This is a genomic window from Sulfuriferula sp. GW1, assembly GCF_047300855.1.
Classification (GTDB): Bacteria; Pseudomonadota; Gammaproteobacteria; order Burkholderiales; family Sulfuriferulaceae; genus Sulfuriferula.
The window spans coordinates 3077007-3098833 of sequence record NZ_CP170197.1 but is presented as its reverse complement, the minus strand read 5'-3'; the positions used below and the strand labels follow the sequence as shown (position 1 = coordinate 3098833).

General features: G+C 55.9%; 18 protein-coding genes. 4 read left to right on the top strand and 14 right to left on the bottom strand.

Annotated features, from left to right (window positions below; translation table 11 throughout):
- Positions 1-133: 133 nt before the first annotated feature.
- The 13 genes from ACFDAU_RS15215 to ACFDAU_RS15155 all read right to left on the bottom strand — a co-directional run bounded on the left by ACFDAU_RS15215 (position 134) and on the right by ACFDAU_RS15155 (position 14558).
- Positions 134-1081: a D-2-hydroxyacid dehydrogenase gene (locus ACFDAU_RS15215; protein WP_413437752.1), complete on the bottom strand. Its 948-nt coding sequence runs from the start codon at positions 1079-1081 to the stop codon at positions 134-136.
- Positions 1082-1090: 9 nt separating this feature from the next.
- The gene (locus ACFDAU_RS15210; protein WP_413437751.1) at positions 1091-1978 is read right to left on the bottom strand and encodes a 2-hydroxy-3-oxopropionate reductase; all 888 of its coding nucleotides are present in this window, start codon (positions 1976-1978) and stop codon (positions 1091-1093) included.
- Between the two features lie 217 nt (positions 1979-2195).
- Entirely contained in the window at positions 2196-3155 is a 960-nt protein-coding gene (locus ACFDAU_RS15205) for an AEC family transporter (protein WP_413437749.1), read from the bottom strand.
- Between the two features lie 94 nt (positions 3156-3249).
- On the bottom strand, positions 3250-4752 hold the full coding sequence (locus tag ACFDAU_RS15200) for a CoA-acylating methylmalonate-semialdehyde dehydrogenase (RefSeq protein WP_413437748.1): 1503 nt from the start codon (positions 4750-4752) through the stop codon (positions 3250-3252).
- Positions 4753-4795: 43 nt separating this feature from the next.
- The gene (locus ACFDAU_RS15195) at positions 4796-6103 is read right to left on the bottom strand and encodes an MFS transporter (RefSeq protein WP_413437746.1); all 1308 of its coding nucleotides are present in this window, start codon (positions 6101-6103) and stop codon (positions 4796-4798) included.
- A gap of 55 nt (positions 6104-6158) precedes the next feature.
- Complete coding sequence (locus tag ACFDAU_RS15190; RefSeq protein ID WP_413437745.1) at positions 6159-6713, bottom strand: peroxiredoxin; 555 nt, start codon at positions 6711-6713, stop codon at positions 6159-6161.
- A gap of 15 nt (positions 6714-6728) precedes the next feature.
- Positions 6729-7451 (bottom strand): ABC transporter ATP-binding protein, encoded by a 723-nt coding sequence (locus tag ACFDAU_RS15185; protein WP_413437744.1) that lies wholly within the window; start codon positions 7449-7451, stop codon positions 6729-6731.
- Positions 7452-7463: 12 nt separating this feature from the next.
- The gene (locus ACFDAU_RS15180; RefSeq protein WP_413437743.1) at positions 7464-9407 is read right to left on the bottom strand and encodes an ABC transporter permease subunit; all 1944 of its coding nucleotides are present in this window, start codon (positions 9405-9407) and stop codon (positions 7464-7466) included.
- 1 nt (position 9408) lies between these two features.
- Positions 9409-10281, bottom strand: coding sequence for a branched-chain amino acid ABC transporter permease (locus ACFDAU_RS15175; RefSeq protein WP_413437742.1), 873 nt, complete (start codon positions 10279-10281; stop codon positions 9409-9411).
- Positions 10282-10357: 76 nt separating this feature from the next.
- Positions 10358-11560: an ABC transporter substrate-binding protein gene (locus ACFDAU_RS15170; protein ID WP_413437741.1), complete on the bottom strand. Its 1203-nt coding sequence runs from the start codon at positions 11558-11560 to the stop codon at positions 10358-10360.
- Between the two features lie 231 nt (positions 11561-11791).
- Complete coding sequence (locus ACFDAU_RS15165; RefSeq protein ID WP_413437740.1) at positions 11792-12421, bottom strand: LutC/YkgG family protein; 630 nt, start codon at positions 12419-12421, stop codon at positions 11792-11794.
- Positions 12418-13824 carry a LutB/LldF family L-lactate oxidation iron-sulfur protein gene (locus ACFDAU_RS15160; RefSeq protein WP_413437739.1) on the bottom strand — a complete coding sequence of 469 codons (1407 nt, stop codon included), beginning with the start codon at positions 13822-13824 and terminating at the stop codon, positions 12418-12420. The genes ACFDAU_RS15165 and ACFDAU_RS15160 overlap by 4 nt, the downstream gene beginning before the upstream one ends.
- Positions 13824-14558 carry a (Fe-S)-binding protein gene (locus ACFDAU_RS15155; RefSeq protein ID WP_413437738.1) on the bottom strand — a complete coding sequence of 245 codons (735 nt, stop codon included), beginning with the start codon at positions 14556-14558 and terminating at the stop codon, positions 13824-13826. The genes ACFDAU_RS15160 and ACFDAU_RS15155 overlap by 1 nt, the downstream gene beginning before the upstream one ends.
- A gap of 170 nt (positions 14559-14728) precedes the next feature.
- Between ACFDAU_RS15155 and ACFDAU_RS15150 the strand changes: the two genes are divergently transcribed.
- Complete coding sequence (locus ACFDAU_RS15150; protein WP_413437736.1) at positions 14729-15493, top strand: IclR family transcriptional regulator; 765 nt, start codon at positions 14729-14731, stop codon at positions 15491-15493.
- A 112-nt stretch (positions 15494-15605) separates the two neighbouring features.
- Positions 15606-16016 carry a hypothetical protein gene (locus ACFDAU_RS15145; RefSeq protein ID WP_413437735.1) on the top strand — a complete coding sequence of 137 codons (411 nt, stop codon included), beginning with the start codon at positions 15606-15608 and terminating at the stop codon, positions 16014-16016.
- Here the strand turns inward: ACFDAU_RS15145 and ACFDAU_RS15140 are convergent.
- Entirely contained in the window at positions 15994-16977 is a 984-nt protein-coding gene (locus ACFDAU_RS15140; RefSeq protein WP_413437734.1) for a serine hydrolase, read from the bottom strand. The genes ACFDAU_RS15145 and ACFDAU_RS15140 overlap by 23 nt on opposite strands.
- Before the next feature lie 153 nt (positions 16978-17130).
- On the opposite strand from ACFDAU_RS15140, the gene ACFDAU_RS15135 reads away from it, so the two are divergent.
- Both ACFDAU_RS15135 and ACFDAU_RS15130 read left to right on the top strand, forming a co-directional pair.
- Positions 17131-19284, top strand: coding sequence for an HDOD domain-containing protein (locus ACFDAU_RS15135; protein ID WP_413437733.1), 2154 nt, complete (start codon positions 17131-17133; stop codon positions 19282-19284).
- Between the two features lie 18 nt (positions 19285-19302).
- A complete protein-coding gene (locus ACFDAU_RS15130; protein WP_413437732.1) occupies positions 19303-21495 on the top strand; it encodes a putative bifunctional diguanylate cyclase/phosphodiesterase in 2193 nt (730 codons plus the stop codon).
- Positions 21496-21827: the final 332 nt, after the last annotated feature.

Sequence of the window (21827 nt, the reverse complement as noted above, 5' to 3'; positions counted from 1 at the left end):
GAAAAATTCAGAAAACGGTGGCGATGGCAGAGCGAGTCTGCCGTCTTAAATTTCGTATCGTGAAACACAAATTCGCTGTATGAGAAATACTAACAAACCCCCTGCATAATTGCAATTTATTCAATCACCTTGCTCAGGCGACGCGGTTTTGCGGGGTGCCGTGGAAAAAAGCTTCGATGTTGTCGATGAGCTGGTCGGCGAGGGTCTGCATGGCTTCCCGGCTGGACCAGGCAATATGCGGAGTCAGAATGAAGTTGGGTAAATCCAGGTCCAGCAACGGATTGCCCTGCCGCGGCGGCTCGGTGTCCAGCACGTCGAAGCCCGCGCCGCCTATCAGCCCGTCACGCAATGCATCGAGCAGCGCGGATTCATCCACCAGGCCGCCGCGCGCGGTATTGATGAGCAGCGCACTGGATTTCATCAGCCCGAATTCACGGGCGCCGATCAGGTGCCGGGTTTTCGGGTTGAGCGGCAAATGCAGGGAGAGCACGTCGCTTTCTTGAAGCGCACTGTCGAAGTCTGTATAACCCGGACGTATTGTGGTGGCGCCCTTATGTTCGACAATCAGTACCTTCATTCCGAACGCCAGCGCGAGCCGTTGCACTGCCTGACCGATGGCACCATGACCGATCAATCCCAAAGTGCTGCCGTACAGGTCGCGTACCGGATGGGTGAACAGGCAGAACTGGTCGGCGCGCTGCCATGCGCCGTCGCGCAGGTCATCACGGAACGCCAGCAGGTTGCGGCGCAGCGCCAGCATCAGCATGAAGACGTGTTCCGGGACGGTATGGACCGAATAGTTGCGGATGTTGGAGACCACGATATTGCGTTCGCGGCAATAACCAATGTCCACATTGTCGGTGCCGGTGGCAGCTACCGCGACCATCTTCAGATCCGGCAATTGCTCCAGTATTTCCCGGCGCAGCGCGACCTTGTTGGTGATCACGATGCTGGCATCGGCAAGCCGCGGCACAACCTGATCCGGCGCTGTGGCCGGATAGTCCGCCCACTGGTGCGGAAAAGCCGGACGCCGGATGTCGGCAATGATGCTGTCAGAATCCAGAAAGACGATTTTTTCCATTGCCGCCCCCTAATCAGTGCCTTTGCCGGACATGCGTTCCAGCACTTTGACCACAGCAGCAGAATCCAGATCCGCATCGCCGCTGCCCATCAGGGCATTGAGGTGTTGGGTGACCAGGGCGGCGGCGGGGAGGGCCACGCCCAACTGATGCGCAGTCTCCATGACGATGCGCATGTCCTTCTGGTGCAGGCCAACCTTGAAGCCGGGCTTGAAATCGTTGTCCAGGATGCGCTGGCCGTGCACTTCCATGATCTTGCTGCCGGCAAAGCCGCCCATCAGCGCCGCGCGCACCTTGGCCGGATCGGCGCCGTTGCGGCGCGCAAAGGTCAGCGCTTCGGCCACGGCCTCGATGGTCACCGCCACTACGATCTGGTTGCAGGCCTTGGCGACCTGGCCGGCGCCGTTGTCGCCGACGTGGACGATGTTTTTGCCCATGCATTCGAACAACGGTTTGACGCGTTCGAATACTTCCGGCTTGCCGCCCACCATGATCGACAGGGTGGCGTTGATCGCACCGGTTTCGCCGCCGGAAACCGGTGCGTCCAGCATTTCGATGCCATGGGTTGCCAGGCGTGCTGCGAACGTCTTGGTGGCGGTAGGCGAGATGGTGCTCATGTCTACCACCACAGAGCCTGGCCGGGCGCCATGAACCACGCCGTGCTCGCCGAATAACACAGCTTCAACGTCCGGTGTATCCGAAACGATAGTGAAAATGATATCTGCATGTGCCGCGACTTCGGCTGGCGAAGCGCAGCCCGTAGCGCCTGCCGCGGTCAGCCTTTGCAGGGCTTCTGCGCGACGTGCAAATGCGTGCAGTGCATGGCCGCCCTTGATCAGGTTGATTGCCATCGGACAGCCCATGATGCCTGGGCCTATGAAACCGACATTGATAGACATGGTGTCTCCTTGAGCGGGTTTTCAAAAATACTTGATTCAAAAAAGAATTTTGGCCACGGAGAGCACAGAGAACACAGAGTAAAAACAACTTATGGGCGCTTTTCCGGGCTCGTCCATCAAGGAAAATTCACCTCAAAAGCCGTGCTCTCTCTGTGGCCTCTGTGTTCTCCATGGCTTAAATTTGTCCTTTCCGGATCAATGCCAATAAAAAAACGTTTTAGAATTGATGGACCAGCCATAGGCTGAACGGCAACGTGAACCAGAACAGCAGCGTACTCCATCCTACCAGGAGCGCTCCCGCTTCAGTATCCAGGTGAAAGCGGTCGGTCAGAATCAATATAGTCAGCATGGTGGGCATGGCCGTCTCGATGACTGCAGCATATTGCGGCTCATTCGCCGGCGCAAACAGCAGCTTCGCGGCGATCCATGCCAGCAGCGGCATCAGCAGCAGCTTGACCGCCGCCGTCGTCAGAATCACACCGTTTGGCCTGAGTTTGCGCCATGGAATGGACAGGCCGAGCACGAACATCATGATTGGAATGGTCGCCTCGCCGATCATCCGGGCAGCATGAACCAGCGGTTCGAAGGCCAGACCGGTGACATGCAGCGTGGCGCCGATAATGAATGCCCAGATCGGCGGCATCCCCAGCATCACGCGCCAGATCGGCTGGCGTCCGACGTTTGCTTCCGGCGGGCCGAGCCGGGTGCAAATCCACACACCCAGGCTCCACACCAGCGGCATGGTCATCAGCATGTCGTGGAAAGCCGGATAGCGGGCTGCCTGCGGGCCATACAGAAAAGTCAGCACCGGCATGCCGATGAAAAAGGTATTGCCGAACATGCCTCCCACGACCAGCGCGGCGCGCGTGCCGTTGTGCAAATTGCGTCCCACCGGCGAGTGATAAAGCAGGAAATACAGCACGACAGCGGCCAGCAGCGAGCCGATCCCGCCCAGCAGCGGTACCAGCAACAGCCCGGACGTAATCGGTGTGGTCGCCGCGATGGAAAACAGGATGGCCGGAAAAAACAGGTTGAGCACCAGCCGGTTGAGCTGGATGCGCAAGGTCTTGCTGGGGACTTCCCGGAAGTAGCCCGGCCAGATTGCTCCTGCGCCAACCAGAATGGCGATGGGGAGCATTACCTCGATCATCAATTTGGCCAGATGATTCTGATCCATGTTTTCGTAACACTCCGGTATGAATAAACATGCGCCCGTGCGTACAGCGGCGAAATGCGACCGGCATCAATTCGCCGCACCCTTCACTTCGCGCTTAACCCAGCGTCGGCATCACCAGGGTCGAAGCGCTGAGATCCGACTGTTCCGGCCAGCGGCTGGTAATGGCCTTGGTGCGGGTATAGAAGTACACGCCTTCCATGCCGTGCATATGCAGGTCTCCGAACAGCGAGGACTTCCAGCCGCCGAAGGAAAAGAATGCCATCGGCACCGGAATCGGTACATTGATGCCGACCATGCCGACTTCGATCTCGTGCTGGAAACGTCGCGCCGCTGCACCCGAGCTGGTGAAAATGGCGGTACCGTTGGCGTAAGGATTGCTGTTGACCAGCTTGATGGCTTCATCGTAGCTGGCGACACGCAACACGATCAGCACCGGCCCGAAGATTTCCTCGCGATAAATGTCCATTTCGGTGGAAACATGATCGAACAAGGTCGGGCCGACAAAGTAGCCGTTCTCGAATCCAGGCACATGGATGCCGCGCCCGTCCGTCACCAGCGTAGCGCCTTGCGCCACGCCGCTATCGATGAGACCGACTATCTTGTCGCGGTGCTGCGCCGAAATCACCGGACCCATGTCCACACCCTTGCGGTCGCCCGGGCCGACCACCAGTTTCTCGGCCTTTTCCTTGAGCCTGGCCACCAATGCGTCAGCGATATTGCCTACCGCCACGACTGTGGAGATCGCCATGCAGCGTTCGCCAGCGGAGCCGTAGGCAGCGCCCATGATGGCGTCTGCAGTGAAATCCAGTGCAGCATCGGGCAATACCACGGCATGATTTTTAGCGCCGCCCAGGGCCTGCACGCGCTTGCCGTGATGCGCCGCGGTTTCATAGATGTATTTTGCTACCGGTGTCGAACCGACAAACGATATGGCGCGCACATCGGGATGGCTGAGCAGGGTGTCCACCGCTTCCTTGTCACCGGGCACCACGTTGAACACGCCGTCGGGCAGTCCCGCTTCCTTGAACAGTTCCGCCATGCGCAGGCTGCACGAAGGCACCTTTTCCGAGGGCTTGAGCACAAAGGTATTGCCGCAGGCGATGGCGAGCGGGAACATCCACATCGGCACCATCGCCGGGAAGTTGAACGGGGTGATGCCGGCGCACACACCGATCGGTTGCAGCATGGAATGGCAATCCACGCCGCGGCCAACATTCTCGGCGTGCTCGCCCTTGAGCAGGTGCGGCGCGCCGACGGCGAACTCCACCACCTCGATGCCGCGCTGCACTGAACCCGTAGCATCTTCCAGCGTCTTGCCGTGTTCTTCACTGGCGAGTTGCGCCAGTTCCGCGCGATGCGTTTCGAGCAGCTCGCGGAATTTGTTCAGGATGCGGCTGCGGCGCAGCGGCGTGGTTTCGCGCCAGGCCGGGAAAGCGGCCTTGGCGGCTTCAATTGCGTTCGTTACATCGTCGCGACTGGCCAGCGGCACCTGCCGGATTACCGCACCGGTCGCCGGGTTGGTCACGCCGGCCCGGCGGCTGCTGCGGCTTTCGGTGCGCTGACCATTGATCCATAGGGGAAGAATTGAGTTTGGCATGATTGCCCTCCTGGTTATATTGATGCCGAATGCATTGAGTTCATCACGATCTGGCTATGATGATGTGTTGACAGTGGGTTTCGCGGGTAGTCAGCGCGCCGATCAGGCCGACCACGGAAAATGCCAGCATGATGCCCAGCCCGGTCTGGTAGTTGTGTTCCGAATAAACCCGGGCGCCGGCGTGCATCTGTCCGTTCCAGCCCTGATCCATGACCCAGCCCACCAGCGGCTGCAGTATCGCCGCACCCAGAAAGGCGCCGGTATTGATGACGCTGGTCGCCATGCCGGACAGGGCAGGCGGATTGACTTCCTTCGCGCAGGCCCAGGACAGCGTGAAACCGGCGGCGCTGAACCCCATCACGGCAAACAGCAGGTAGTTTTGGCCGGGCGACAAATGCCAGTCGAATACGATGGGCAGCCAGCACAACACATACACCACCAGGCCGCCGATGATCACCGGCAGGCGTTTGCCGAGCCGATCCGACAGAGTGCCCAATGCCAATGCCCCCAGCGCAAAACACAGCAACAGCAACATGGTGTGATTGGAGGCGGTCGTGCGCTCCATTCCATACACATCATGCAGGTAGGGGATGGCCCACAGCCCGGCAAATGCGAACAGACTGCCGCCGATACCGAAGTTGGGCCAGAAGCCGGGCCAGGTGGCGCGGTTCTTCACGACCTTGAGCAAGCCGTCATACCAGTGCCCGTGATGATGGGGGTGGGCTTCCTTGCCCTCCAGTTCACGCATGGTGGGCAGCCCCGCCTCGCCCGGATGGCTACGCACCAGAAACCATACCAGCACCGCCAGCACCAGGGAGAACACGCCGACCGCGACAAAGACATTGCGCCACGAGGTCTGGGTAACGACCCAGACCAGCGGCGTGGCGGCGAGCACCGAACCCAGATTGCCCAGCAGCAGCGACATGCCGCCAATAGTGCCGAAATGGCGGTCGTGAAACCACACGGCATTCAGCTTCATCAGCGAAATGAACATGGCGGCGACTCCGCAACCTACCAGCAAGCGGCCCAGGGTTGCGAGAGCCAGCGTATCAGCTACGCCAAACAGCACTGAACCCACACCGGATACCAGGGCGCCAAAGGCAACGACTTTGCGCACGCCCATGGTGTCGGCCATCACCCCCACCGGGATTTGCATCACGGTATGCGCATAAAAATATGCCGCGGCCAGGCTGCCCAATCCCGCGCCGCTGGTATGGAAGGATTGTTGCAGGTTATTGGCGATTGCGGCGGGCGCAAGGCGATGGAAAAACGCCAGCATGTAGCCGATGATCACCAGTGTGTAACTGGTCCAGCGCAAACGGCGCATGCGGGCGTGTATAAGGGTGAGCATGGCAATGGAAGATAAGTTTGCAGGCGTTAACCGATACAGGGGTAGCCCCGTGGTTCTATGATTGTTTTAGCCATGCCACAACGTCATCGGCATTTTTATCCGGCGGGAAAACAGGGTAAAACACCTTGACAATTACCCCGTTCGCAACAATCAACGTCAATCTCTTGAGCAAGATCATGGAGCCTGCTTGAAAAGTGGGTAATTTCAGGGCATGTACCAGGGCCATACTGGCATCACTCAGCAGTGCATAGGGAAGATGCAGCCGCTCAACTGCTTCACGTTGATAATCCGTGGGTTGTGTACTGAGGCCAAAGACGTCAACTCCCAAGCTGCGCAATTCCTGATAATGATCACGGAACGCGCATGACTGAGGCGTACAACCGCGCGCCCCAGGAATATCATCCCAGCCATCGGGCAAACTCAGGCCGGGTCGTCCTGTCAGCGGATAGCAGTAAATGACGTTAGTGCCGGATAGTGCCGATATATCTACCGACTGCCCTGTGGTGGCCTGCAATTTGACTGCCGGGAAACGCACTCCCAACAGACGGGCACCTGCTCCATCGTCTGCCGGTGCAGGCAGGCCTTCCGGCAAGGCGTTCAGATCGGTCATGTCTAATTAGCAATGCTAGTGTGCCGCACCCAGATAGGCGGCTCTTACTGCTGGGTCATTCTTCAACTGCTCAGCCGGCCCGTGGCAGGAAATCCGTCCGTTTTCCATGACATAGCCGTAATCCGCGACATTCAGTGCAGCTGCGGCGAACTGCTCGACCAACAGCATGGTGATGCCGCGCGTTTTGAGCTCGCGGATAATGCGGAATACTTCTTCCACCAGCAACGGAGCCAGCCCCATTGACGGTTCATCCAGCAGCAAGACCTCGGGGTTGAGCATCAGCGCGCGCCCCATCGCCAGCATTTGCTGTTCGCCACCGGACAATGTTCCAGCCAGTTGATTGCGGCGTTCTTGTAGGCGTGGAAACAACTCGAAGATACGATTCAGGTCACCCTGCACATCGCCGCGCTCGCGTCCGAAGGTCAGGCGCGGGAAAGCACCCAGGGTCAGATTGTCAGTGACCGACAAGGTGGCGAATACGCGCCGGCCTTCCGGCGAGTGCGCCAGACCGGTCCGGGCAATCTTGTGCGAAGCCAGGCCGGTGATGTCCTTGCCGTTGAGCCGGATTTCTCCTCCGGCCGGCTTGATCATGCCGGATACCGCGCGCAAGGTCGTTGTTTTCCCGGCGCCGTTGGAGCCGATCAGGGTGACGACTTTACCTTGCGGAACCTCGATTGAAATACCGTGCAGCACTTCTACTTTGCCATAGGCGGCATGCAAATTCTTTACCTGTAACATATATTGAACCTCTTAGGCTGCATCGGCGTTGCCGCCAAGGTAGGCTTCGATTACCTTGGGGTCGGACTGTACTGCGGCAGGCTTGCCCTCGGCGATCTTCTGACCGAAATCCAGTACCGTGACGGTGTCTGAAATACCCATCACCACGTCCATGTGGTGTTCGATGAGAATGACGGTAATGCCATGGTCGCGGATCTTCTGGATCATGCCGACCAGTTCCTTGATATCAGGCGCGGTCAGACCGGCGGCTGGTTCATCCAGCAGCAACAGGCTCGGATTCAGGCCCAGCGCGCGCGCAATTTCCAGCAGGCGCTGTTTGCCATAGGGCAGGTTGCGTGCTTCCTCATTGGCCAGATCAGCCAGGCCCACGAATTGCAGCAAGCTTGCGGCACGCAGACGCGCCTCGCGCTTCTCCTTGAGGCAGCGCCGGGTGTGGAAGATGACGTCAAACGTATTGCTGCGATAGGTATGGTGCAGCCCTACCAGCACGTTTTCAATGGCGGTCATTTCACCGAATAGCTGCACGTTCTGGAAGGTGCGCGCGATACCCTCGCCGGCAATGGAAGCAGGTGCGGTGCCGGAGATGATCTTGCCGTTGAATTCGATCTCGCCTGCAGTCGGTGTGTAGATGCCGGTGAGCACGTTCATCATCGTGCTTTTGCCTGAACCGTTCGGACCGATCAGGCCGTGTACAGTGCCCTTGGCAATATTCAACTGCACTTCATTGAGGGCCTTCAAACCGCCAAATTGCATCACGACATTGCGCGCTTCCAGCAAATTGCCGTTGGCGGTGACTGCGCGATCCGGCACCGACCAGACATGCTGGGAATCGCCCTGGTCGGTGATGATTTCATGCCGATGTACCCATTGTGGCCGAAATTTCTGCACGATATTGCGCAGAAATCCCATGATGCCGTCCGGCAGGTAATAGACCACGAACAGGATCATCGCGCCGAAAATGGTCAGCCGGTAGTCGGTGATGTTGTCGATCCAGTAACCGAAAGCGGCGAGACCGAGCGTAAATAACAGGGGAATGGCCACCTGTTGCGGGGTGCGCTTTTTGGTGATCACCGTGTAAACCGAATAAAGCACGGCCACCGCCGCCATCCCCACTGCAATTTTTCGGAACAGATCAATATCACCCAAAACATTGGGCAGCAAGACGATAATGATGGCCCCCAGGATCGGGCCGGAACGGGTTTTGCGGCCGCCCATGATCACCGCCAGCAGGAACAGAATGGTGAGTTCGAAGCTGTAGGTATTGGGCGAAATATATTCTTCCGAGTAGGTGAACAGGCTCCCCGCGAGTCCTGCCAGCGCGGCACTGAACACAAAGGCATACACCTTGTAGGCATATACGCTTACCCCCATGCAGTTGGAAGCCACCGGACTGTCGCGCAGCGCCTCGAAAGCGCGTCCAAGATAGGATTTGACGATACGGTGGACCACCACGAGGGTCACCAGCAACGCGACCAGAACGATATAGTAGTAGTCGGAGCCGGTGACCTGATGTCCGAAAAACACCGGTTTGCGCAATGAAATCCCGAGCGGACCGTTGGTGAGAAAATCCATCTCGTTGATCAGTATCTGCACGATGGTGCCAAACGCCAGCGTCACCATGGCCAGATACGGGCCGGTTACACGTAGCGCCGGTAGCGCCAGGATGGCGCCGAACAACGCGGTGACAACGATGCTCGCCGGTACCGCGAGCAAAAATGGCACGCCGAGCTGGAAGTTCAGCACGCCAGCCGTGTAGGAGCCAATCCCGAATAGCGCGGCATGGCCGAGCGAGACCTCGCCCACATAACCTACGACGATGTCGAGACCAAGCAGCAGGATTGCATAGATACCGATGACCACCATCAGGTGGATGTAATAAGGATTGGTCCAGATCAAAGGCAACACCGCAAGCGCGGCGATTGCCAGAATGAGAGAGATTTTTTTGATGGCGCCCATGTTATACCTTGTTGATAACGGTTTTACCGAACAGGCCGGCGGGCTTGATTGCGAGCACCAGCAATAGCAGTACCAGACCAGGAACGTCTTTGTAACCCGTGGAGAGATAGAAGCCGGTGGTGGTTTCTGCGATACCCAGTAACAGGCCGCCGACGATCACGCCCATGCCGCTGTTGAGACCGCCGATAATTGCGACCGAGAAAGCTTTCAGTCCAAGCACCACGCCCATGGTGGCGCCAGTGAGTGTCAACGGGGCGATCAGTACGCCTGCGAAAGCGGCAGTCATTGAGCTCAGGGCGTAGGAGAAAGTGATCACCAGGCGGGTATTGATACCCATCAGCCCAGCGGCGTCGCGGTCATTGGAAGTTGCCACGACCGCCTTGCCATAGATGGATTTGCGATTGAATATTTCCACGGCCAGCATCATGCCGAGGGCGCCAATCACTACGACGATTTCCATAGGCAGCACATGGATGCCATGGAAAGTGAGGGGGGATTCGGGGAGCGGGGAAGGAAACTTGAGATCGTCGCGACCCCAGATGTTTTCTGCCACGTTTTTGAAAATGGTGGCCAGGGCAATCGTGCCCATGATCCAGCCGAATTCGGATTTGTTCTTGAGCGCGGGCCGCACGGCGATGCGTTCTACCACGACTCCCTGCAGTGCGCCGAAAATCAGTACCAACGGGATCATCAGCCAGTAATTCATATGGCCAACCAGAGTCAGGCCGACCAAGGCGCCCAGCATCAGCGCTTCGCCTTGACCGAAGTTAAGGGTGCGAGAAGTGGCAAATGTCAGTTGATAACCAAAGGCAATCACGGCGTAAATCATGCCGAGCGAGATGCCGCTTACAATCAGTTGCGCGAGGATTTGCATGGGAGCTTTCCATCTAAAATGAGCCGGGGATGGATCCCCGGCTCCGGTGCTTGCTACGGTTCAAGCTGGTTGCGGATTACTTTTTGGGATGTGCCTTTGCCGCCGGTGCAGCCAGGTCGGCATCGTAGGCGTAAACCACGCGTCCATTCCTGACTTCACCCATGACCGTCATGTTCATGGTGATGGCTTCATGATTGTCGTGGGTGTAAGGATGGTTATAGGTCGTGATCACACCCACCACCGGGGTACGCAGATTTTCCAACGCCGCGCGGATTTTTGGCCCGTCGGTGCTGCCGGCCTGCTTGATGGCGGCTGCCAGAAGGTACATAGAATCGTAACCCTGTGCAGCGGAGACCGGGGAAGGAATGCGATCGACTTTATAAGCCTGCTGATAGGCGGTAATAAATGCCTTGCGTTTCGGTGTATTGGGTTCCTGGATGAAGGTTTGCGGCATACGGGCACCTTCTCCGTTCTTGCCGGCATTGTCGATGAAGTTGCCCATTGACAGTGTCCAGCTGCCGATCATGGGCACTTTCCATCCCAGTTTTTCCATGCCGTTGGCGATTTGCGCCAGTTCAGGTCCGATGCCGTAAGTCAGGATCGCTTGGGCTCCGGCTGCCTTGGCCTTGAGCAGCTGGGCGGTCATGTCCACGTCCTTGATATTGAATTTTTCTTCTGCAACCGGCTTGATGCCTTTCGCCGCCAGTGCTTTTTCCAGGTCTTCGCGACCCAGCTGGCCGTAGTTGGTCGAGTCAGCGAGGATGGCTACCTTGGTGAATTTGCGCTTTACGATCGCGTCGTTGACGATCAATGCGGACTGGATGGTGTCGTTTGCGGAAGTGCGGAATACGTAGTTGTCAGGATATTGCGGGGGCAGGAACTGTTTGGTAACGATAGAACCGGTAGCGACGTTGTTGATCACCGGGATCTTCGCTTCTTGGTAGAAGCGCTGTGCTGCCAGCGATACGCCGGTATTAATGAATCCCAGTGCTGCAACCACATGTTCCCGGTTGATCAGTTCCTGGGTGACCTGAATGCCGCGGCTGTTATCCGCCTGGTCGTCACGCTCAATCAACTCGATCTGGCGACCCAGGATGCCGCCGCTGCGATTGATTTCAGCCGCCGCCAATTTCACACCGTCACGCATGCTGACGCCCATCGGTGCGGAACCGCCGGTGAAGGGGCCGGAAACGCCAATCTTGATTGGTTCCGCAGCAATTGCTGCGGAGGAGGCGCACAGCGCAAGCGCTGCTACCAATGTCTTAAGGCTATTTTTCATATACTGCTCCATGGGTCGTGGTTGTAATGTCAAACCGCGTGGCGGATTGACGGCAGGTTCCATGCCACTGAAGGGCGGCGACGGAATTTCATATTATAAAACTCATTGCTGCACTGTGGGATACTTTAGCTGATTATTTTCCCGATTTCAAGAATTCGTATGAATGCGGAATTAACCAAGTCATTGATAATATTATTTAATTCTAATGTTTGCATTCTCATTTATCGGGTTCTATGCATTCACCAAAATAATTAATACCCGATAAGGACCATGCGCTCCCAGCGTAACGGTCTGTTCGATGTCGGCCGTTCGCGAAGGCCCGGAAATGAAATTGACCGCGCGCGGTGGAGCTTTGTGTTCTTTACGCAGCAGATCCCAGGCATCTTCCATTGAGGCCACAATTCGCCGGGTATTCAGGATGGCAATATGGGTTTCCGGCAACAGGCTGTTGCTGGGCGGCGTTTCCGGCCCGGACAGCATCATCAGCGTGCCGGTTTCAGCAATCGCGCAAAATGTGCCGGTGATGCCCACCATATCCTGACTATTTGCTCCCCGCACTGCAATCTCCAGATTGGCTTCACCCCACGCCAGGCTGCCGATGGCCGGCCAACATGCCCCGCGGGGCGGTAGTCCCCGCTCTGCCAGGTAATGTGCTACCAGTGTAGGGATTTCTCCAGGGTGAGCGGCTTCGAATACATCGCTGGATAACTGTAAGGCTCGCTCCCTGAAATGTGTGATTAGATTATCCCGTAGCGCGGGTGCCGGCCCGCGGGGATGTCCGGCCAGATAGGCATCGATTTCAGCATCAGGATTGCTGAGTGTGGCGCCAATCCGGGCAAGGATCCGCTCGCGCGCGCTCAAGAGAGCTTCCTTTTGAGATAAAGTTCCCGGAAAGTTTTTCCTTGCGGCGCAGGCATGTCCCGGCCGGTAGTCCAGCCGGATGCGCCGGGTAGATGATGCAACATGCGTCCCTTGCCGCCGGCGAAATGCAAAATACGAACGATGATTTGAGTAACCATGGCATAGACCGCAGGACGACGAGCCATCCATCCCCATAGCTTCAAAGCCGATTTTTCCTGCCACGATTTCAGGCCAAGCGCCATCTGCTTTTCGCGTAACTGGCGCAATAGATCCGGCAGGGGAATTTTTACCGGACATACCACTCCGCAAGCGCCGCACAGCGTAGAAGCATTGGGCAGGTCTGGCGCATTCTCCAAACCCACGAGGGTCGGAGTCAAAATCGAGCCCATCGGTCCGGGGTATACCCAGCCGTAGGCATGGCCTCCGATGTTCTGATACACAGGGCAGTGATTCATGCACGCGCCACAACGAATACAGCGCAGCATGCTTTGCATTTCGCCGCCGAGCAGGCTGCTGCGGCCGTTGTCGACCAGGATAATGTGAAAATGTTCGGGGCCGTCATGATCGGCAGCGCCCTTTGTGCCGGTGAGCATCGACACATAGTTGGTGATGGACTGGCCGGTGGCGGAACGCGGCAACAGACGCAGCAGGGTGGTAACGTCTTCCAGAGTCGGGACCACCTTTTCGATGCCGGTAATGGCGACATGCACCCGCGGCAGTGTTGTGACCAGGCGGCCATTGCCTTCATTGGTAACTATCAGCGCCGACCCGGTTTCGGCGATCAGAAAATTGGCCCCCGAGATGCCCATGTCAGCCGCAAGAAATGCAGGACGCAAAATTTCCCGGGCTTCGCGGCATAACTCGGGAATGCCGGTTTTGCGCGGTAGCTGGTGCTTCTCCGCGAACAGGTCGGCGATATCCTCCTTGTTTTTGTGCACCACGGGCGCAACGATATGAGAGGGTGCTTCGTGCGCAAGTTGAAGAATATATTCACCCAGGTCGGTCTCAACCACCTCGATGCCTGCGCCTTCCAATGCTTCATTCAAGCCGCACTCTTCGCTCACCATCGATTTGGATTTGGCGACCCTGCGAACGTTATGCAGGGTGGCAATTTCAGTAACGATGCGATTGACATCTGCATCGCTTTCAGCCCAGTGAACGAGGGTGCCGCGGGCAATGGCCTGTTGTTCGAAATGGAGCAGCCACTGATCCAGATTCATCAGTACGCGATCGCGGATTGCGGCCGCTGCGGTGCGGGTCTCCTCGAAATCGGCAATTTCGCCGATGACCGCGGCACGCCCCTCAACAAAGCGGGTTTGCAGGCGCGACAGGGCATTCTGCAGTTTTTCGTCATTGAGTTTTTCTGTGACCGAGCGTTTGAAATGGATGGAAGACACTTGCATCAATCGTCCTCCTCATTGCCCGCCAGAACTTCCGCGATATGCAGCACCTGCGTCGCATGATTACCGCGACGGCGCAGGCGTCCCTCTATGTTGAGCAGGCAGCCGAGATCGCCTGCGACTATGGCGTCAACGCCGGCAGCCTCGATGTGGCGGCATTTGTTGTCCGCCATGCGTGTGGATAATTCTCCGAATTTAACTGCAAATGCTCCGCCAAAACCGCAGCAAGTGGCGGCTTCCACCATTTCCTTTACGGTTACGCCGGGCATTGTTGCCAACAAGGCGCGAGGCTGATCCCGTATGCCTAATTCTCGCAGCCCGGAACATGAATCGTGATAAGTGAGTGTGCCTGTAAAGTGGTCGGGGACTGCATCGAACTTGACCACATTCACCAGAAAATCGGCCAGTTCGTAGGTGCGCTGGCCGAGCCGGGAAATTCTATTCAGGATGGTGGGGTCATCGCGAAACAGGTCGGGGTAATGCACCCGGATCATGCCTGCGCAGGAGCCGGAAGGCGCCACAACATAATCGCAGGCCTCGAATTCGTCGAGCAATTTTAGCGCCAGCGCTTTGGCGGTTTCCCTGTCGCCGGAGTTGTAGCCGGGCTGGCCGCAACAGGTTTGATTTTCTGGTACGACGACCTGGCACCCAGCAGCCTCCAGCAATCTGAGGCTGGCAAAACCAATGCGAGGACGCATCGCATCAACCAGGCAGGTTACAAATAAACCCACTCGCATTACTTCATCTCCTGGATCAATAGCAGTCAAGACAAATACCTGTCAGGCCGCTCCCTCAAGGCATAAGCAGGTGCTGCTATGCTGCCGAGAAAATATTTTGCATAATGATCCTATGTTTCATATGCTGCAACTGCGCTGCAACAATAATCAAAATTAGGAGGGAAAAGCAATTGAGTAAGGATGAACCCAAATCATCGATTCAAGTCATTGACCGCATGATGAAATTATTAAACGTATTGGCTGATCATGTCGAACCCCTGGGCCTGAAGCAGTTGGCAGCACAGACCAGCCTGCATCCCTCAAGCGCGCATCGTATCCTGGGTGTAATGGTAGAAAAGGGCCTGGTAGAGCGGGTTGAACCAGGTAGCTACCAACTCGGTATCAAGTTGCTTGAGCTGGGAAATCTGGTCAAGGCACGTATCAATGTGCGTCAGGTGGCATTGCCTTTCATGCAAAAACTGCGCGACGAACTGGACGAGACGGTGAATTTGACATTGCGCCAGGGCGACGAAATTGTCTATGTCGAACGCGTGACCGCGGCCAAGTCAATGATGCGCGTCGTGCAGGTGGTTGGGACGCGCGCGCCGCTGCATATTACTGCGGTCGGCAAAATATTTCTTGCCCAGGATGGCCTGCAAAGCTGCGAGGAATATGCGCTGCGTAGCGGCATGCCGGCTTTTACCAAGGATACGATTACCACGCTAGACAGACTTCGGGAGGAAGTTGACAAGGCCAGGCGTGCGGGATTCGCTATTGATAAGGAAGAGGCAGAAAAAGGGGTCTGCTGTATCGGAGCCGGAATTTGCGACTCCTCAGGAAAGCTGGTCGCCGGGTTGTCTATTTCCGCACCCGCAGATCGAATCAACTACAAATGGTCCGGAAGGGTAAAGGGAATTGCTGACGAAATTTCCAGGGCCATGGGCTACCTCGGATAGGCAGTAAGCATCCAGGCTCTTCAGGAAACAGGCCTAGACATAATCTGCAACAAATCCGATAAACTGATGGTGTTCGAAGCACGTCAACCACGGGAGCACTTGGGGGCAAGCTTTGCAGGAAACTTTTTATCGGCCTGACAGTGAAGTGCTGCGTACCACGCGAACCTTGCCTGCGGCCATTTACAATCTCGCGCATACGCTGCTGGTGCAAAGTCAGACCGGGTGTGTATTTGTCCCGATTCGGACCATGCAATATATGGCAGTGCTCGATGCGGCAGAATGGATTTTTGTGGATCGGGAGCGACCCGGTTTGATTGAACTGGCCTGGCAATCTTTTCATCCCGGTAGCCGGACTAATTTAGATGACCCCGTGCCGTTCGATCTGGTGTACTACGATGAACGCGCCGCGCTTACTATGCAGCGGTTGATCCCGGAATTTTACAAGGCTTTGGTGCTGCTATCCGAACGTCGGGTAACCGGCTCCCCCCCGGCAAAAATTCTCAGTTTTTCGCGTAAGCACTAGAAGGGTGCCGCTGGAACCTGCCATCGAGTTTGAACGCGACCGTAGTGGGTGCCTGGTGTTCCAGCCAGGTTTTAATGCGCTCAGCGTCGGCAACCCGCGCATATTTCCCCGCATCCAGCAAAACAATAATAACTTCTTTTCGGGCGATTTTTGCCTGCATCACCAGGCAATGTCCTGCTTCATTGATAAAGCCCGTCTTGGACAGTCCTATACTCCAGTTTTCATTGCGTACCAGACGGTTGGTGTTATGAAATTCGACACGTCTCACGATATGTCGCCATTCTTTTTTGTGCCTGTGCTTTACACGTACCACCGCTGGTCGACTGATTTCATAGCTGCCTGTGGTGGTGATGTCGCGTATTTGCGGGTAATGAGCGGCCGCTTCCACCATTTTAGCCAAGTCCTCAGCTGTGGAACGGTTATTGCTCGATAAGCCCGTAGGATCTTCAAATGTGGTGTGTCGCATATTGAGCGCGCGTGCTTTGTTGTTCATGGCATTGATAAAAAGCCGGATTCCGCCGGGATAATTTCGCGCCAGTGCATAAGCTGCACGGTTTTCAGAAGCAATCAGAGCGAGATGGAGAAGTTCTCCGCGGCTAAGTGTGGTACCGACAGCCAGGCGTGAACTGCTGTGACGTAAATAGTCCACATCTTGCGGGCTGATGGTGATGTCTTCGTCCATGGGCTGGTGCGCGTCCAGAATTACCATGGCGGTCATCAGCTTGGTAATCGAAGCAATAGGGGTCTGGATATCAATATTTTTTTGATACAAAGCTTGTCCGTTATCCTGATCCAGTACCAAAACGGATAGCGAGCTGAGTTGTGGCTCATTCAGAGGCAGATTGGATACTGCCTCGATATTGCTTTCCTTGCTGCTGAGGTGATGGGGGCTACGGGGATCGGCATGCGCGACCGATATAGTGAGTGAAGCGATCAGAAGAGTAAATAACTTGGTATTCATGATGTATTGGTGAGGGGCGCGTGGAATGGAATGTATCAAAAAAAGCGGCACTTGACGCGATAACTTTAGATTTATTTTAACTATCAGGCGGGGTATCCAGAAAGTCCTGATTTTCATTGACATAAATGATGATTTCAAATTATAAAGAAAGACATGGGAGCTGGTCTGCATAAAATGCTCGAAAAAATAGACATAACTGCGCTCCCATCGCTCCCGCATTTATTGCTAAAGCTACTGGCTATTTGCGATCAGGAGGATGTGACCATAGGGGATCTTGCCGCGTTGTTACGGCAAGATGCGGTATTGAGCGCGAAGGTGATTGCTTCTGCCAGCTCGCGTATTTCCATGGTGTCGACCCGACAGAGTTTACTGCTATCTGCATTGCAGACGCTGGGAGTTGAAGAAGTACGGGGAATTGCCTTGAATTCGGCGTTGATCAGCGCTACCGTCAGATCGGCAGCGGACTGGTATGAAATCAGGCAGCTATGGCGGCATGCATTGATCACTGCGCAAATGGCACAAGCACTGGCGGTCAAAACAGCTTATGCGGATAGCGAGGAAGCTTATCTGGCGGGTCTATTGCACGATATTGGGCGCAATGCATTATGGATAGGCTATCCGGCCGATTATATCGAGGTACAGGCCAACTCGCAGGATGAGGGTGTGCTGATGGCACGAGAGTCTCGCTTGCTGGGTGTTAACCATGCAGAGGTGGGCGGCGCCATTGTGCGTAGCTGGGGCATGCGCTCGTTCCTTGCGGACGCGATACGTTATCACCATGAGACAGCGACTCGACTCACCAACGCGCACCCGTTGTTGCGGATTGTGAGTGTAGCTCAGCACCTCACCGAACTGGACGAGAACAAACCGCATGATGCGCAAATGTTGAGCTTGTTGAATCTCTCTCCCGCCGATGCACAGGCAGTTGCCCAGCTTGCTCATGTGCGTTTGCATGAGGCAGAACACAGCCTCGGGTTGAATTCCGAGCCGGTGGCGGAATTGGCAGGTAACGCCACGCGCACAGAAGAAGGCGAGCGCCGGCGCCACCGGGCTGATCCTGGTCGAGTAAGTCCGTCGGCTCAGGAAGTGGCTGACCAGCGAGTTCGCGAGAAATTGGCAGAGCGCGTACGTGATATGGTGATGTTCGATACACTGAAAAACGGCATGTTTGCGGCGGTTGACAATGCGGCTTGGCGCGGTGCGCTTAACCACAGTCTGCAGGCGGCATTTGGATTGAAGGATGTGATGCTGTTTCTGCCGCAAGGACGGGATGGCATGTTGCGGGGCGTGGGTGAGGCTGCCGAAGGCCTGGCCAGTCAAATACTTATTCCGCCCGATGATCCATACAGCATGCTGGCACTGACTCTGCGCCAGGGCCAGCCTGCACACAGTCTGCAGCCCGATGCAACGGCATTGACGGTGCTGGATGAGCAAGTAATAGGCTTGACGGGGAAAAGCGGCATGTTGTGTCTGCCGCTTCTGGATACGGGCGTGCCCATGGGATTAGTGGTATGCGGAATAGATCAGGCAGATGTTGCCTTGCTGGACGAACGTTTGCCTCTGCTGACGCGCTTTATACGGCAGGCTGCGCGGGCGCTACGCCAAAAACAGGCTGTAAAGGCCGCATCGGCACCGCGTAACGAGCAGGCAAGAAAAATAATGCATGAGGTCAATAATCCGCTCAATATTGTCAAAAATTATCTGCGCATTTTGGGAGCCAAGCTCCCCCAGGATGACCCGGCGCAGGGTGACCTGAAAATCATTACTGACGAAATTGATCGCGTCGGTAGCCTGCTTAAAGGATTGCTGGGCGGGCAGGCAAACGGCAACAAGGCAGTAGCCGCAGTGGTGGATATAAACCGGTTGGTGCTCGAAGTGGTGGGCTTGCTCAAACCAACATTGCTTACCCCAGGGCGGGTACAGGTGGAAACCTTGCTTGCGGCCGATCTCCCGGAGTTGCTTAGCGATGCCGGTCAAATCAAGCAGATACTGCACAATTTGATTAAAAATGCGGCAGAAGCAATGTCCGAAGGCGGCAAGCTGCACCTTGCGACAAGCCGGTTGCAACAAGGCCCGGACATGTGGGTTGAACTGCGTATTGAAGACAGCGGTTCCGGTATCCCGGATGCAATCCGCACCCAATTATTCCGTCCGCTGACGACTACCAAGGATGGCGATCACGCAGGCCTTGGGTTGTCCATCGTTCACGGTTTGGTGAAAGGTCTTGGCGGTGTAATCGAGTGTGAGGCGCAACCCGTCGGAACCGCATTCATTGTGCGTCTTCCGGCCAACGGCAAGCGCCATTAGTCTTTAGCGAGGATACTCATGCTGGCAGAATTAAAGAAGCGCATTATTGATGGCCAGGTGCACGAGGTATTCAGTGTGCCGCGCATCCTTGTAGTGGATGACGAGCCATTGCTACGCGACAGTCTGCGCGATATTTTGCTGCAAAACGGATATGAAGCCAGTGCGGCGCGCAATGGTCGCGATGCGCTGGTGCAGATTGCACGTCAGCACTTTGACGCAATTCTGCTGGACCTGTTCATGCCTGATATTCATGGCACCGAGGTATTGGATTTCATCGCCAAGCGGGGTCTGGATACGCCGGTGATTGTGGTGAGTGGCGACGACTCGGTGGATTCGGTGATCAACGCGTTGCGCGGAGGAGCCCAGGACTTCTTGCGCAAGCCATACCAGCCCGATGAAATGCTCAAGCGTGTTGGAAATGTCATCCAGCGCCGCCGGCTGGAACTGGAAAACCGATCCGTGCTGCAGCAGATGGAGCAGTCGGAAAAATGGCATCGATTCCTGGTCAATAGCTCACCGGATTTTATCTATACCCTGGATTGTGAAGGTCGTTTTACCTTCGTCAATGACCGTGTTGAATCTCTGCTGGGCTACAAGCACGACGAGTTGCTCGGTCAGCATTACACTGCCGTGGTCTTCGACGACGATTTTAATCAGGCGCAGTATGTGTTTAATGAACGCCGCACTGGAAAACGTGCCTCACGCTATGTTGAGCTGCGCTTGAAATGCAAGGACTGCTCACGCTCCAATGGGTCTGAAGGCCGGATTCTGGTGGTGGAACTCAACGCGATTGGCATGTACGAGCAGCCAGATAACAAATTTGCATCGCGCTACCTGGGCACCTACGGCGTGGCGAAGGATATCAGCGAGCGTAAAAAAGCCGAAGAAACGATTCATTATCAAGCGTACCACGATCTGCTGACTGGCCTCCCCAATCGTGTGCTATTCAAGGATCGTCTCAATCTTGCCATTGCCCAGGCGCGCCGCAATAGCGAGATGTTCGCGGTGATGTGTCTGGACATGGACCATTTCAAGGTGGTCAATGATACGCTGGGCCATGTTGTTGGCGACGAATTGCTGCTTGCGGTGACCGCACGCCTGCACGGATGTTTGCGAGAAGGCGATACGCTGGCGCGCATGGGTGGGGATGAATTCTGCCTGCTGTTGCCACAAATCAGTGGTATCGAAGTGGTAGGAAACATTGCGGAAAAGGTGACTGTTGCGTTGAGCAAGCCATTCCATATTGACCATCGGGAATTGTTCGCAACAGTAAGCATCGGCGTATCGCTCTATCCCGCTGACGGTGAAACGGGCGACAGTCTCATCAAGCATGCCGACATTGCACTGTATCATGCCAAAACCTGTGGCCGCGACAACTGCCAGTTATTCCATATGGGCATGAATGTGCCGCTCTCCAATCGCCTGTCACTGGAGAACGACTTGCGCCATGCCCTGGAACGCAACCAGCTGGTTGCGTACTATCAGCCGCAGGTTGACCTTAAACGCGGACACATCGTCGGGTTTGAGTGTTTGATACGCTGGCAACATCCAGTGCGTGGCTTGATCTCGCCGGCGGAATTTATTCCGCTAGCAGAAGAAACCGGCATGATTACTGCCATAGGAAAATGGATGCTGGATACCGCATGTCAGCAGCTTAAAGTTTGGAAAACACGGGAACTGCCGCCAGTGCGGCTGGCCATTAATATTTCGCCCAGGCAGATGGAGCAGCCTGACTTTGTCGAACACATTCTGGCTGCACTACACCAGCATGGCCTGGATCAGGGCATGCTGGAAGTGGAAATTACCGAAAACCTGATCATGAAAGACGTTGAGCGTACCGTTGAAAAGCTTAAACAGCTCAGCGCCAGCGGCATCAAGATTGCAATCGATGATTTTGGCACCGGTTACTCCTCGCTCAATTACCTGAAAAAATTTCCCATCCATACCATCAAAATTGACCAGTCATTTATCGCGGATATTGAGCGCGATGGTGATACCTCAATTGTCACCGCGATTATTGCCATGGCCAAGGGTTTGCATCTGAACTTGATAGCCGAAGGTGTGGAGACAGAAAACCAGCTCGCCTTTCTGCGCAGGATGGAGTGCGATGAAATACAAGGGTACCTGTTAAGCGAGCCACTCACCGCACAGGCTGCTACCACGATGCTGATAGAGAACATAACGCCACTGGCGATGTTTGCTGGAAGATAGATTTCGCGCCCAGCCGTCCGGCGCTGTGCGCCTAGGTTCTTCCTGGTCCCGAAGATCGGGCTGAATCCCTGATTTAAGATTTCCCCCTGTACCTGACGTCCGCCGGGTATCCCTCTCGTCCAATTTGCAGAATCCGGCAAATGGATTCACTGAAGCTTGGGTATTTATCCAGCCCGAGTTGCAGGCCTCCGTATTGAAATTTCCTTCGGCATATATAACCTGGCCGCAGATTCGGCCAGGCTGAACATTTGCCCTGTTTCGGTAATAACTGAAGCTTGCGTCGGCACATATTCAGTGCGTTCTATACCAGTGAGCACGATTCCAGTGCCAGA